Source organism: Methylobacterium sp. Leaf361, from assembly GCF_001424445.1.
In the GTDB taxonomy this organism is placed as follows: domain Bacteria; phylum Pseudomonadota; class Alphaproteobacteria; order Rhizobiales; family Beijerinckiaceae; genus Methylobacterium.
Genome location: NZ_LMPY01000033.1, coordinates 18,354 through 31,984 on the forward strand (window position 1 = coordinate 18,354; position 13,631 = coordinate 31,984).

The window sequence follows — 13,631 nt, forward strand, 5'->3', positions numbered from 1 at the left end:
GAACGGCTGACGATCGCTCGTGGCGATCGGGCTGCAGCCGCAAACCAATCCTCCCATGTATTCGCGCCGACTTCGCAGCGCTTGACGCCGCTATACGCCGGTCAACCTGTCACGAAGCTGTCGCGGGACCCGGTCTCAGCGGCCTTCCACGGCGCGCCGCCAGCGCCGCAGCATGCGGGCGTGCCGGATCTGGTCGAGGTTGGCCAGCAGCTCCGGCCCGACCGGGACCGGCCGCAGGGCCGGGGCGGACGCGACAGGGTCGTCGGCCCGGCGGGCATCCGTCCGGGCCGGCGTGAGCGACCGGGCGGCGAGCCGCGCCTGCCCCTCGCGGGAGAGCATGTAGTCGAGGAACATGCGGGCTGCGGCGGGATGCGGCGCGTCCTTCGCGATGAATGCGATCCGCGAGACGAGGAGCGTGTAGTCCGTGGGCAGCACGAGGCCGATCGCCGGATCGTGCCGGGCCCGTTCGAGGGCGTAGGCGCCGAACACGCCGTAGGCGAGGACGGCCTCGCCCGCGGCGATGCGGTCGAGCATGGTCTCCGTCCGGGTGTAGAGCTTCACGCCGGCCTGCCCGAGGGCGGAGACGAGGTCCCACGTCCGGGGCGTCACGTCCGCGTCCTGCGCGAGGATGAGCGAGCCGACGCCGCTCCGCTCCGGATCGTAGGCGGCGACCTTCCCCTGCCACGTCTCGGGGTGGTCCGTCAGGGCTCGGATCAGGTCGGCGCGGGTCTGGGGAACCTGCTCCGGCGGGAGGAGCGTCCTGTTGTAGGCGATGGCGATCGGCTCGGCCGTGACGCCGAACGCCTCGTTGCGCCACACGGCCCAGGCCGGCAGGGCGGCCGCCTCGGGGGACGCGTAGTGGGCGGCGTAGCCGTCGTTCACCAGCTTGATCTGGCGATCCATGGCGGAACTCCACACGATGTCCGCCTTGACCGCGCCGGCCGCGGCCTCCTCCACGAAGCCGTCGTACAGGGTCGCGGAGTTCATCTTGGTATAGGAGACCCCCACGCCGGGATGGGCCTCGCGGAAGCCCGCGAGGAGGTCGGCGACCTCGGCCTCGTCGGTCGTCGCCCGCACGACCACGACGGTCTCGCCGCGGGCCGCGGCGGACCCGGTCCCCTCGGCCGCCGGAGACGGTTCGACCTGTGCCGAGGCCGGGCCCGGACCGGCCATCAGCAGCAGGACGAGGCCGACGACAGCGGGAGCGCGCACCAGGGTCTGCCCTTCGAGAGCCGCGGGAGTCCCCGCAGCTTCGCCGTGCAGAGACCGGGCGGGAATGCTAAACTCGGAGGACCGCTTCGGCCAACACGATCGATGACGGGAGGAGCATGCGCGTTCTGGTCGTCGAGGACGATGCCGCCCTGGCGCGCGGCCTCGTCGCCGCCCTCCGGCACGGCGGATACGCCGTCGACCACGAGGCGGACGGAGCGGACGCGGTGCAGCTCGCGCTGAGCGAACCCTACAGCCTCATCGTCCTGGACCTCGGCCTGCCGGGCCTGCCGGGCTTCGAGGTCCTCAAGGCCGTCCGGGCGGCCGGCTCGACCGTTCCGGTCATGATCCTGACCGCGCGCGACGCCATCAGCGACCGTGTCCGCGGGCTCGATCTCGGGGCGGACGATTACCTGCTCAAGCCGTTCGACCTCGCCGAGTTCGAGGCGCGGGTGCGGGCGCTCGTCCGCCGCGGGCAGGCGGTGCCGAACCCGGTCCTGCGCTGCGGCGCGCTGGAGCTCGACCGGGCCGCGGGCACCGTGACCCTCGGCGGGGCGCCCGTCGCGCTGCGCCGCCGGGAACTCGCCGTCCTGACCATCCTGATGACGCGCGCCGGGAAACCCGTCCCGAAGGAACGGCTCAGCGCCGAGATCTTCGGTTTCGACGAGGCGGTCGCGCCGAACGCCCTCGAACTCTACGTCGCCCGCCTGCGGAAGAAGTTGCAGCCGGACGGGCCCGAGATCCGCACGATCCGCGGCCTCGGCTACCTGCTGATGCCGGTGTGACCCGGCCGCGCGCGCCCTCGATCCGGCGGCGCCTGCTCGTCCGCATGCTGCTGCCGGCCCTGGCGCTCGCGCTGCTGCTCGGCTTCGCCGGCGCGCTCGTGATCCGGAACGTCGTGGAGTCGACGCACGACCGCCTGCTCGACGGGTCCGTCCTGGCGATCGCCGAGCGGCTGACCGTGGAGGACGGCGAGGTGTCGGTCGACCTGCCCCGCGTCGCCCTCGGGATGCTGGAGAGCCAGGCGCAGGACCGGATCTACTACAGCGTCACCTACGGCGGGGCGCTGGTGACCGGCTATCGCGACCTCCCGGGCCTGGACGTCGATACGCTCCCGCTCGGGGTGACGACCCATCGCGACGGCATCGTCCGCGGGGCGGCCGTGCGGATCGCCGCCCAGGCCCGGCGGGTCTACGGGAAGCCGGACCCGGTCCTCGTCCAGGTCGCCGAGACGCGCGAGGCCCGCCAGGGCCTAGAGCGACGCCTGCTCGCCGGGCTCGCGCTGGCCGAGCTGGGGCTGATGGGCCTGATCGGGGCCCTGTCGTGGTACAGCATCGACAGCAGCCTGAGGCCGCTGACCCGGCTGAGCGACGCGATCGACCGGCGGGCGGTCCCGGGGGCGATCAACCTGCAGCCGCTCGACGTGGCCGGGGTGCCCCGCGAGGCGCTGGCCCCGGTGCTCGCCCTCAACACGCTGCTCGAGCGCCTGGAGCAGGCGATCGCGGGGGAGCGCACCTTCACGTCGGACGCCTCGCACCAGCTGCGGACGCCGCTCGCCGTGCTCAGGATGCACGTGGAACTGCTCCGCAGGATCACGCCCGAGGAACCGGCCCACGCCGCGGCGATCGACGATATCGACGGAGCCGCGCGGCGCCTGGAACGCCTCCTCGCGCAACTGATCGCGCTCGCCCGCGCCGACGCGGGCGCGGCCGCCACGGACGCCGCCGCGGCGATCACCGACCTGAACGACATCGCGGCCCGCGTGGTCACGGAGCAGGTGCCCCACGCCCTCGCGCGCGGGGGCGAGATCGTGCTCGATCGCCCCGACGGCGCGGTGCCGGTCGTGGGCGATGCGTTCATCGTCGGCGAGATCCTCACCAATCTCGTGGACAACGCGATCCGCTACAACCGTACCGGAGGCACCACCGTCGTCCGTGTCCGGCGCACGCAGACCGGCGCCTGCCTGGACGTCGAGGACGAGGGCCCGGGCATACCGCCGGAAGTGCGCGAGAAGGTCTTCGAGCGATTCTACCGTGTCGCGACGCGAGACGGTCCTGACGGCAGCGGCCTCGGGCTCGCGATCGTCCGAGCCCTCGCGGACCGGATCGGCGGGGCGGTCACGCTCGGTTCCCGCGCAGGCGGATCGGGACTGGTCGCGCAGGCGAGCTTCCGCGCGCCGTAGTCGCTGCACGGAGCGACGGTCCGGTGCGTTCGGCCTTGTCCGGCCGTCCCACCCGGGTCGCCTTCGCCGTGGTTGCCTGCTCTCGTGCCCGGCCGGAACAGGCCGACGCCCTACGGTAAGCTGAAGCCGGCGGGGAGCTGCGCACCTGCGCGCCGGCGTCTTGGACACGTCGTCCGATCACGGCACTTGAAAGATACCGCACGGTAGGTATATTCGAGGCGGGGACGATTCCCGTCACTCCTGGGAAGGGGCCATGGCGACCGCCTATCATCGCAAGAAGCGGCCCGAGCTCGTCCGGCGCGCGCTGCTCGATTGCGCAGCCAAGCTCGCCCTGGAACAGGGCCTGTCCGCCGTCACCGTGCAGGCGGTCTGCCACGCCGCCGGGGTGACCAAAGGGGCCCTGTTCCACCACTTCCCGAGCAAGCAGGCCCTGGTCGAGGGCGTCGTCGCCGACCTGATCGCGCAGCTCGACGCGGAGATCGACGCGGCGATGGCGAAGGATCCCCGGCCGTACGGCCGGTACACCCGCGCCTACGTCGACATCACGCTGCACGACCCGATGATGACCGAGGGCAGCCAGTGGGCCGCTCTCCACATCTCGATCCTCGCCGAGCCGCCCCTGCGCCGCATGGTGTCGGCCTGGTTCGCGGAGCGCCTGCACCGCCACCGCGACACCGACGGGAGTGCCGACCTCGAGTTCGTCCGGCTCGCCGCCGACGGCGCGTGGCTCGCCTACCTCGTGCGCGAGAAGCCGAGCGACCCGGTCCCCGCCCTCGACGCGCTCCGCGACCGCCTCGTCGCGATGACATTGGTTGAACCGTCCGTGCACCCGGGCGGCGACCGGGACTGAGCCATGGGATCGACCTCGATGGATGGGTTCGCCCCCGCCCGCGGCGCGGACGGGCCGGGCGATGCCGCGGAATACGGCGACCTGGCCGCGCGGCACGTCTCCGTCGCTCGGATCCTCACACTGTTCCGCCCCTACGCGAGCCGGATCGCGCTCGTCATCGGGCTGATCGCGCTCGCCTCCGCCGCGGGGCTCGCCGCCCCGTTCCTGCTCCGCGAGATCGTCGACGTCGCGCTGCCGCGCGCCGACCTCGGACTGCTCGGCCGGCTCGCCGCCGGCATGGTCGGCCTCGCCGCGCTCGGGGCGGGCATCGGCGTGCTGCAGGCCCTCGTCACCGCGAAGGTCGGGCAGGCCCTCATGCACGACCTCCGGGTCCGCGTGTACGCGCACCTGCAGTCGCTTCCGCTCGGGTTCTTCACGGCGACCCGCTCCGGCGACATCCAGTCCCGCATCGCGAGCGACATCGGCGCCCTCCAGGCGCTGGTCACCCACACGGCGGGTGAGGCCACGCGCAACGCCAGCGCGGTGGTGATGACCGCCGCGGCCATGCTGCTGCTGGAATGGCGGCTCGCCCTGTTCTCGTTCCTGGTCCTGCCGCCGGCGACCTGGATCAGTGTCCGCGTCGGCCGGCTGCGCGAGGAGACAACCTACGCGCAGCAGGAGCGCATCGCCGAGATGACGTCCGCCGTGCAGGAATCCCTCTCGGTCTCCGGCATCGTCCTCGCCCGCACGATGGGCCGCGTCCCCCACCTCGCGGAGCGCTTCGCGCGGGCCTCGCGCGCGGTGGCGAACCTGGAGGTCCGGTCCCACACGGCCGGGCAGTGGCAGTGGTCGGTCATCGACCTCGTGCTGCAAGCCCTGCCGGCCCTGACCCTGTTCCTCGGCGGCTGGATGGCGGGCGCCGGGACGACCATGACCATCGGCACCCTCGTCGCGATGATCGCGCTGCAGGAGCAGATGCTGTTCCCGCTCGAGGAGGTCCTGCGCACGGGCGTCGAGGCCCGGAAGACGCGGGCCCTGTTCGCGCGCATCTTCGAGTACCTCGACAAGCCGGTCGGCATCACCGAGCGGCCCGACCCCGTCACCCTCGACCCCGCCGAGGTCGCCGGCCACGTGCGCCTCGACGGCGTGACGTTCTCCTACGACCGAGCCGGCCCCGCCACGATCGCCGGCGTCACGCTCGATATCCCCGCCGGGTCGCACACCGCCATCGTCGGCGCGACCGGCTCGGGCAAGTCCACCCTCGGCCATCTCCTGGCCCGGCTCTACGACGTCGATGGCGGCGCCGTGCTCTACGACGGCGTCGACGTGCGCGACCTGAGTCTCGCCTCCCTCTCGGAGGTGCTCGGGGTCGTGACGCAGGACCCGTTCCTCCTCCATGCCAGCGTGGCCGAGAACCTGCTCTTCGCCCGTCCGGATGCGACGGTCGCCGAGATGGTCGCGGCGGCCCGGACGGCCCAGTTGCACGACATGGTCGCCGCCCTGCCGGACGGGTACGACACGCTGGTGGGCGAGCGCGGGCACCGGTTCTCGGGCGGCGAGCGGCAGCGCCTCTCGCTGGCCCGGACCATCCTGCGCGACCCGCGCGTGCTGCTGCTCGACGAGGCGACGAGCGCCCTCGACACGGCGACGGAGCGGGCGATGGTCGAGGCCCTTGCCCGTCCGCGCAAGCCCCGCACGACCATCACCGTCGCCCACCGCCTCTCGACCGTTCGCCGGGCCGACCAGATCGTCGTGCTCGATCGGGGGCGCGTGGTCGAATGCGGCACGCACGAAGCCCTGCTCGCCCGCGGAGGCGCCTACGCGCGCCTCGTGCGCAAGGCGGCCTGACGACCACGATTCCAGGACGGATCTCCATGCCTTCACACGCACCGGCCCGGCGGTCGCCGACCCTCGCCGCCCTCGGCCTCGTCGCGGCGCTCGCCCTGCAGGGCTGCAAGCCCGGGGCGGACGGTCAGGCACCGGGCGGTCCCGGATCGGCGGGCTCGCCGCCCGACGTCTCGACCGCTCGGGCCGAGCCCGGGACGGTGCCCCGCACCCTCGACCTGCCGGGTCGCCTCACCTCCACGCGGGTCGCCGAGGTCCGGGCCCAGGTCGCCGGCATCATCCAGGAGCGCGCTTTCGAGGAAGGCAGCCTCGTCCGGAAGGGGGATGTCCTCTTCCGCATCGACCCCGCCGTCTACCGGGCCGAGGTCGATGCCAAGTCCGCGGCCCTCGACCGGGCCGAGGCCACGCGGGTGCAGGCGCTGAAGCAATCCGAACGCACCGAGACCCTTCTGGAGCGTCAGGCGGCCAGCACCGCCCAGCACGACCTCACGATCGCCGCCCTGCGCCAAGCCGAGGCCGACGTCGCGAGCGCGAAGGCGCAGCTCGCCCGCGCCCGGATGGACCTCGACTACGCGACCGTGCGGGCGCCCATCGCCGGCCGCATCGGCCGGGCCCTCGTCACGGAGGGCGCCCTCGTGGGCCAGGGCGAGGCGACCAAGCTCGCGCTGATCCAGCAGGTCGATCCGATCTTCGCCGATTTCAACGCCCCCGCGGCCGATCCGGGCCGGCTGGCGGAGCGGGCCACGGGCAAGGAGGAGACGGCGGTCCGCCTCGTCCTGCCCGACGGCGCGCTCCACGCCGATGCCGGGCGTCTGCTGTTCACGGATGTGAGCGTCGACCCCGGCACCGGGCAGGTGTCGCTCAGGGCCACGTTCCCGAACCCGAAGGTCGTCCTGCTGCCGGGCACCTATGTCCGTATCCGCCTCGCGCAGGGGACGGTGCCGGGCGCGGTCGTCGTCCCGGCCCAGGCCATCCAGCGGTCGAGCGCCGGCGTCGCGCAGGTCTTCGTGGTCGGGGAGGACAGGATTGTCGCGCTGCGCCCCGTGCGGGCGGGGGCGCTGACGGAAGCGGGCTGGATCGTCGAGGACGGGCTCAAGGCCGGCGAGACCGTCGTGGTCGAGGGTTTCCAGCGGATACAGCCCGGCATGGCGGTGAACCCGGCGCCCTGGCAGGGCCCCCGGACGTCCTCCGCCTCCGCGAAGCCCTGACCGCGCCGGGACCGCACCATGACCCGCTTCTTCATCGCGCGCCCGATCTTCGCCTGGGCGATCTCCTTCTTCATCGTGCTGGTGGGGGCGATCTCCCTCGCGTTCCTGCCGGTCTCGCAATACCCGGACGTGGCGCCCGTCACGATCCAGGTGAGCGCGACCTATCCCGGTTCTCCGCCCGAGCGGCTCTACGACGGGGTCACGCGCATCATCGAGGAGGAGCTGAACGGCATCCCCGGGCTGATGTACTTCGAGAGCACCAGCGACACGTCCGGCATGGCGCAGATCATGGCGTCCTTCGCGCCGGGCTCGGACCCGTCGAAGGCGACGGTGGCGGTGCAGAACCGGATCAAGCGCATCGAGGCGCGCCTGCCCCGGGCGGTCACGCAGCAGGGCGTCATCGTCGAGGAGGCCAGCACCAGCTTCCTGCAGTTCGTCACCGTCTCCTCGAAGGACGGCTCCTTGAGCGAGACCGACCTCGGCGACATCGCCGCCCGCCGTCTCCTCGGCGAGTTGCGGCGGGTGCCGGGCGTCGGCCGGGCCACCCTGTTCTCGTCCGAGAAGGCGCTGCGCATCTGGATCGACCCGGTCAAGCTCGTCGGGTTCGGGATGACGCCGGGCGACGTCACGGCCGCGGTGGGGGCGCAGAACGCGCAGGTCGCTTCAGGGACCGTCGGCGCGCAGCCCGCGGCCGAGGGCCAGCGCATCGCCGCGAACGTGCTGGTGAAGGGGCAGCTGACCACGCCCGCCGAGTTCGCCGAGATCGTGCTGCGCGCCAACCCCGACGGGTCGCTCGTGCGCCTGCGCGACGTGGCCGAGGTCGAGCTGGGCGGCCAGTCCTACACGATGCAGACCCGCCTCGACGGGCGCCCGGCCGCCGGCATCGGCATCCAGCTCGCCCCGGGCGCGAACGCGCTCGCGGCCGCCGGCGGCGTTAAGGCGAAGCTCGCCCAGCTCCAGCGCACGCTGCCCGCCAACGTCCGGGTGACGGTGCCCTACGACACCACGCCCTTCGTCGAGGTGTCGATCCGGAAGGTGCTGATGACGCTCGCCGAGGCGATGGCCCTCGTCTTCGCGGTGATGTTCCTGTTCCTGCAGAACGTCCGCTACACCCTCATCCCGACCATCGTGGTGCCGGTGGCGCTGCTCGGCACCTGCGGCGCGCTGCTGCTCGCCGGCTTCTCGATCAACGTGCTGACCATGTTCGGCATGGTGCTGGCTATCGGCATCCTCGTCGACGACGCCATCGTGGTGGTCGAGAACGTCGAGCGCATCATGGGCGAGGAGGGGCTCCCGCCGAGGGAGGCCACCGCCAAGGCGATGGGCCAGATCACCGGCGCCATCGTCGGCATCACGTCGGTGCTGGTCGCGGTGTTTGTGCCGCTCGCCTTCTTCCCCGGCTCGGTCGGGGTGATCTACCGGCAGTTCGCCGTCAGCATGGCGACCTCGATCGCCTTCTCGGCCTTCCTGGCCCTCTCGCTGACGCCCGCGCTCTGCGCCACGCTGCTGAAGCCGGTCGAGAAGGGCCACCATCATGCCAAGGGCGGCTTCTTCGGCTGGTTCAACCGCCGCTTCCACGCCGGCACGGGGGCCTACCGGTCCGGCGTGGCGGGCCTGCTGCGCCGGCCCGTTCGGGCGCTCCTGGTGTACGGCCTCCTCGTGGCCGCGCTCGGCTGGGGCTACTGGCGCATGCCGTCGAGCTTCCTGCCCATCGAGGACCAGGGCTACGTCATCGTCGACGCGCAGACCCCGCCGGAATCCGCCACCGGCCGCACGCTCGACGTGGCCAAGCGCATCGAGGAGCACTTCGCCAAGGAGCCCGGCATCGACAGCCAGACGCTGCTCCTCGGGTTCGGCTTCTCGGGCCAGGGGCAGAACGCGGCCATCAACTTCGTCGGGCTGAAGCCCTGGGGCGAGCGCGGGCCGCAGGACAGCGCCGACGCCATCACGGCCCGCGCCAACGCCGCCCTCGGCGGCCTGCCCGACGCCATCGCCATGTCGCTCTCGCCGCCGGCCATCGACTCGCTCGGCAATTCGAGCGGCTTCGCCTTCCGCCTCCAGGACAAGGCGCAGCAGGGCCACGCGGCCCTGGCGGCCGCGCGCGACCAGCTCGTCAAGGCGGCGTCCCAGAGCCCGATCCTGCAGGGCGTCTACGTCGAGGGCCTGCCGACAGCGCCGCAGATCGAGCTCGTCCTCGACCGGCAGAAGGCCAGCGCGCTGGGTGTCACCTTCGCCGACATCAACGACGCCCTCTCCACGAGCCTGGGTTCGGCCTACGTCAACGACTTCCCGAACCAGGCGCGGATGCAGCGGGTGATCGTCCAGGCCGAGGCGGCCCGGCGCATGAAGGCGGAGGATCTGCTCGACCTGAACGTCCGCAACGCCAAGGGGCAGATGGTGCCGTTCCAGTCCTTCGCCCGGGTGCAATGGACGATGGGCCCGTCGCAGGTCGTGGGCTTCAACGGCTACCCGAGCATCAAGCTCTCCGGCAGCGCCGCCCCCGGCTACGCCAGCGGCGACGCCATGGCCGAGATGGAGCGGCTGGCGGGGCAGTTGCCGCCGGGCTTCGACTTCGCCTGGACCGGGCAATCGCTGCAGGAGAAGCTGTCGGGCTCCCAGGCGGTCTATCTGCTGGCGCTGGCGCTGTTCTGCGTCTTCCTCTGCCTCGCCGCGCTCTACGAGAGCTGGTCGATCCCCCTCGCCGTGCTGCTGGTGGTGCCGACCGGCGTGGTCGGCGCGGTCTTCGCGATGCTGATGCGGGACATGCCGAACGACGTCTACTTCAAGGTCGGCCTGATCACGGTGATCGGCCTGACCGCGAAGAACGCCATCCTGATCATCGAGGTGGCCAAGGACTTCGTGGCCAGGGGCGTGCCCGTCCGGGAGGCGGCGCTGGAGGCGTGCGAGCTGCGCTTCCGGCCCATCGTCATGACCTCGTTCGCCTTCATCCTCGGCGTCGTGCCGCTCGCCGTCGCGACGGGGGCCAGCATGAACAGCCAGCGCGCCATCGGCACGGGCGTGCTCGGCGGCATGGTCACCGCGACGGTGCTCGCCGTCTTCGTCACGCCGCTCTTCTACGTCCTGATCGCGCGGGTCTTCGGTTCCGCGGCGGCCGGCCAGCCGGAGGCCGGTCCCGTCCGGCGCGGCATCCCGGTGCCCTAAGGGTGCTCGTCCTCGCCAGGGGCGCGGCGGGACATCCCTCCGCTGACGCGAGCCGCGCAGCCGCAGGTGACCGACGGGGTCGGGTGGGCTTCCGCGGGTCCGCTTCGGGAACGGCACTCCGGAAAAGATGCCCTTCGCCGCTTGCAGATTTCCCGACCGAGAGCCGGAGGGCTCTCAGGGCGCTTGATCTATCGGCGCCCATGTTGTACCGAACGGTACAACATGGTTCTGAGAGGTGATCCCGATGTCTCGACCCCCGCTTCCCCCGTTCACCGAGGAATCCGCGATCCAGAAGGTGCGTCTTGCCGAGGATGGCTGGAACACGCGCGATGCGGCCAAGGTCGCGCAGGCCTATACGCCCGACACGCGCTGGCGGAACCGCGTCGAGTTCGCGACCAATCGCGAGGAGGCGCAAGCTTTCCTCACTCGGAAGTGGAACAAGGAGCACGAATACAGACTGATCAAGCAATTGTGGGCCTTCACCGGCAACCGTATCGCGGTGCGCTATGCCTACGAGTATCGCGACGACGGCGGGCACTGGTTCCGCGCCTACGGCAATGAGAACTGGGAGTTCGCCGAAGACGGATTGATGGCGCACAGGCATGCCAGCATCAACGAGATGCCGATCACCGAGGCGGAACGGAAGTTCCGTTGGCCGCTCGGGCGCAGACCCGACGATCACCCCTCGCTGAGTGACCTGGGCCTTTGAGCACGAAGCGCGTCCTCACCGAACGTGCCGGTGCCGTGCCGGCACTCGCGGAAGCGTTCCGCGAGCACGGGTTCGAGGGCGCGAGCCTGTCGGTGCTGTCGAAGGCGACCGGCCTCGGCAAGGGCAGCCTCTACAACTTCTTTCCCGGCGGGAAGGAAGAGATGATGGAGGCGGTTCTCGCCGACATAGACGCTTGGTTCGAGAAGGTCATCTTCTCGACGTTGGAGCATGCGCGCGATCCGACAGCGGCCGTCACGTCCATGATCGACGATGTGACGGAATACTTCCGATCCGGCAGGAGAGTCTGTCTCGTCGGCTGCATTGGCCTGAATGCCTCCGGAGCCGTTTTCGCGGAGCGGATAAGGAGCTACTTCGCGCGCTGGATATCGGCTCTGGCCCAGTGCCTGAGAGCCGGCGGCGTTCACGAACCGCAAGCCTCGCAACTCGCTGAGGAGGCGGTTTCGGGGATACAGGGCGCGATCGTGCTGGCGCGAGCCTTAGAGGACGACGCCGTCTTTCTCCGGGTGGTTCATCGACAGCGATCCGTCTTGATCGATGCAATCACCGATTCTAGTGCGGAGTGGTAGAAGTCTCATCATTTGCAGTAGCCTGCCATGACAATTACACATTCAACGATCAGTCGAAATTTGTAACATTTCACGCTCGCGACGAATTGTTCGCCCGATCGAGTGTGCCCGGCGACGATCCGTCTCCACCGCGATCAAGTCCGCATTTCTCGTCGTGCACCTGGCTGGGCAAATGAGACGGTGACACGGCTGCTTGCATCCGAATGTCCGTTTCGGGGATGCCGCTGAACAGGCCGGAATGGCTGGGCTGGGTCGCGAGGCGTCCGTCCTCTCTTCCGGCAGCCGGCCTTCCGAGCCGATCACCCGGCGTCCGCCAGCATCGGCCGCCGCAGACCGCCCGCACGAGCGTCTCCGACGGGTGAATCTCTGCCGTTCCGTTTCCGAGCTGCAGGGGCATCGGAGCGGACGACTTCGTTCCGCAGGCGCCCCGATCTTCCGTAATCTCGGGGATGGCCGCGGTCGCCATCTGCCCGGCTCGATCGGGCCGACGTCCAGGCCGCACGGAGCCGTGTCGCGGCTCGCAAGCTGAACCAAACTGTCTCGGGAAATCCGGCGTGGCACAGCGATCGCGGCCGCCGGGTGCTGGTCCCTCGATCGACTCGACAGCCGACCGATATTTACCAAGCCGTTCGATGTCCTGGGAAGCTCCGGGGTCAGGTTGCGTAGTTGTCTTGAAAATCAACCACAGGCTGCATAGTCTGCGGCTATGCGCGTCACATCCGCCATTGGCCTCGCCTCCGTATTGCTCTCTGCGGGGTCCGCCGTCGCCTTCGCCCCCGCGCTGTTCGCGGCGGGACCGGCCGCCGTAGCCCAGCTGTGTACGGAGAGTGCAGGGACCGTCTCTTGTGCGAACGGTTATGCGGGCTTCCGAGGCCCCTCGGGGAAGCTCTGGATTGGCAAAGATCGCCGGGGGACCGTGATCGTCAGCATCGATGATCGTCGGAACGATCAGGAGCCATCCCGGCGCGAGCAGGATCACGGACGCTTCGTCCTCGAGCAGGCGTGGTGAGGCTCGGATCTTTCGCCGTCGCCGCTGCCGTGCAGTTGAGACCCGGGTCGTGGCGTGACGAGCGGTGGCTCTCTCGGAGCGCCGCCAGTGACGAGGCCGCGAACCGGGGGCCTGGGAAGGCCGTGGGCGCCTCACGCCTTATCGGAGGCCGATCCAGCAGATCGCGCATCCTGCGGGTCGATGGGGTCATCGATGGGCCAGGGCTGACGAGCCGGCTCCGGAGGGGACCGATCGAGACGATGGGCTGGCGACCCGTCGCAGACGGTCGAGACGTTCCGGCCTGACAGCCAGCCGCGGCCGTGCAGGGTCAGGTTTCCCCACGCTCCAACAGCAGGCGGTAATCGGCCAGGGTCATTGTCCCGGTGCCGCGCGGGTCGATCGCTCGCCGATCGCGGTCAGGCGGGACATCCGCGAACAGATCGATCCTCTTCCAGGCCGGGACCTCGCCCGCTCGTGCCCGCCCCGGCACGAAGCCTGACGTAGCCTCCCGACGGTACCGGTGGATGTAGCGCGGGCAATTCACGAACACCTCGGCGATATCGATCTTGAGCACCAGCTCGGCGCCAGGATGACGTTCCAGGTCCCTCGCGTCGCGGGCGATCCGCGCCGTGCCGTGGAGGCGCAGGCGGTGCGGCGTCTCGAAGTCGATGAACAGCAGGCTGAGCTTCGGGTTGGCCTTCCGTGAAGGTCCGCGAGAAAAGCAGATGGGGTGGATGGCTCCCGCTCCGACTGACGGCATCTCGGTGCCAAGATGTGGTCGCTGTCGAAGCAGGAGCCACGCTCATGCAGGAGCCATCCCCATGGAGATCACCACCGTCGGCATCGATCTGGCCAAGAGCATCTTTCAGGTTCACGCCGTCGATGCAGCTGGGCACGTCGTCGTTCGGAAGG

10 protein-coding genes are annotated in these 13,631 nt (G+C 70.7%); 8 read left to right on the top strand and 2 right to left on the bottom strand.

Annotated features, from left to right (window positions below; genetic code table 11):
• Positions 1 to 135 precede the first annotated feature (135 nt).
• Positions 136 to 1,212 carry an ABC transporter substrate-binding protein gene (locus tag ASG32_RS20700; RefSeq protein ID WP_056530167.1) on the bottom strand — a complete coding sequence of 359 codons (1,077 nt, stop codon included), beginning with the start codon at positions 1,210 to 1,212 and terminating at the stop codon, positions 136 to 138.
• A gap of 116 nt (positions 1,213 to 1,328) precedes the next feature.
• On the opposite strand from ASG32_RS20700, the gene ASG32_RS20705 reads away from it, so the two are divergent.
• The 8 genes from ASG32_RS20705 to ASG32_RS20740 all read left to right on the top strand — a co-directional run bounded on the left by ASG32_RS20705 (position 1,329) and on the right by ASG32_RS20740 (position 11,731).
• Positions 1,329 to 1,994 (top strand): response regulator, encoded by a 666-nt coding sequence (locus tag ASG32_RS20705; protein WP_020095782.1) that lies wholly within the window; start codon positions 1,329 to 1,331, stop codon positions 1,992 to 1,994.
• Positions 1,991 to 3,391, top strand: coding sequence for a sensor histidine kinase (locus tag ASG32_RS20710; protein WP_056530170.1), 1,401 nt, complete (start codon positions 1,991 to 1,993; stop codon positions 3,389 to 3,391). The genes ASG32_RS20705 and ASG32_RS20710 overlap by 4 nt, the downstream gene beginning before the upstream one ends.
• Before the next feature lie 253 nt (positions 3,392 to 3,644).
• Positions 3,645 to 4,241 (top strand): TetR/AcrR family transcriptional regulator, encoded by a 597-nt coding sequence (locus tag ASG32_RS20715; protein WP_056530173.1) that lies wholly within the window; start codon positions 3,645 to 3,647, stop codon positions 4,239 to 4,241.
• Between the two features lie 18 nt (positions 4,242 to 4,259).
• Positions 4,260 to 6,068 carry an ABC transporter ATP-binding protein gene (locus ASG32_RS20720; protein ID WP_056530176.1) on the top strand — a complete coding sequence of 603 codons (1,809 nt, stop codon included), beginning with the start codon at positions 4,260 to 4,262 and terminating at the stop codon, positions 6,066 to 6,068.
• A gap of 26 nt (positions 6,069 to 6,094) precedes the next feature.
• A complete protein-coding gene (locus ASG32_RS20725; protein WP_056530179.1) occupies positions 6,095 to 7,273 on the top strand; it encodes an efflux RND transporter periplasmic adaptor subunit in 1,179 nt (392 codons plus the stop codon).
• Positions 7,274 to 7,291: 18 nt separating this feature from the next.
• The gene (locus ASG32_RS20730) at positions 7,292 to 10,435 is read left to right on the top strand and encodes an efflux RND transporter permease subunit (protein WP_056530182.1); all 3,144 of its coding nucleotides are present in this window, start codon (positions 7,292 to 7,294) and stop codon (positions 10,433 to 10,435) included.
• Positions 10,436 to 10,679: 244 nt separating this feature from the next.
• On the top strand, positions 10,680 to 11,144 hold the full coding sequence (locus tag ASG32_RS20735; RefSeq protein WP_020095776.1) for a DUF1348 family protein: 465 nt from the start codon (positions 10,680 to 10,682) through the stop codon (positions 11,142 to 11,144).
• Positions 11,141 to 11,731, top strand: coding sequence for a TetR/AcrR family transcriptional regulator (locus ASG32_RS20740; protein WP_056530185.1), 591 nt, complete (start codon positions 11,141 to 11,143; stop codon positions 11,729 to 11,731). The genes ASG32_RS20735 and ASG32_RS20740 overlap by 4 nt, the downstream gene beginning before the upstream one ends.
• 1,316 nt (positions 11,732 to 13,047) lie before the next feature.
• On the opposite strand, the gene ASG32_RS20750 is transcribed toward ASG32_RS20740, so the two are convergent.
• Positions 13,048 to 13,479, bottom strand: coding sequence for a pyridoxamine 5'-phosphate oxidase family protein (locus ASG32_RS20750; protein WP_056530188.1), 432 nt, complete (start codon positions 13,477 to 13,479; stop codon positions 13,048 to 13,050).
• Positions 13,480 to 13,631 lie beyond the last annotated feature (152 nt).

What these genes read in the sequence shown, in the direction of transcription:
- ASG32_RS20705 (WP_020095782.1), top strand. Translation starts at nt 1,329, where the DNA reads ATGCGCGTTCTGGTCGTCGAGGACGATGCCGCCCTGGCGCGCGGCCTC.
- ASG32_RS20715 (WP_056530173.1), top strand. Translation starts at nt 3,645, where the DNA reads ATGGCGACCGCCTATCATCGCAAGAAGCGGCCCGAGCTCGTCCGGCGC.
- ASG32_RS20720 (WP_056530176.1), top strand. Translation starts at nt 4,260, where the DNA reads ATGGATGGGTTCGCCCCCGCCCGCGGCGCGGACGGGCCGGGCGATGCC.
- ASG32_RS20725 (WP_056530179.1), top strand. Translation starts at nt 6,095, where the DNA reads ATGCCTTCACACGCACCGGCCCGGCGGTCGCCGACCCTCGCCGCCCTC.
- ASG32_RS20730 (WP_056530182.1), top strand. Translation starts at nt 7,292, where the DNA reads ATGACCCGCTTCTTCATCGCGCGCCCGATCTTCGCCTGGGCGATCTCC.
- ASG32_RS20735 (WP_020095776.1), top strand. Translation starts at nt 10,680, where the DNA reads ATGTCTCGACCCCCGCTTCCCCCGTTCACCGAGGAATCCGCGATCCAG.
- ASG32_RS20750 (WP_056530188.1), bottom strand. Translation starts at nt 13,479, where the DNA reads ATGCCGTCAGTCGGAGCGGGAGCCATCCACCCCATCTGCTTTTCTCGC.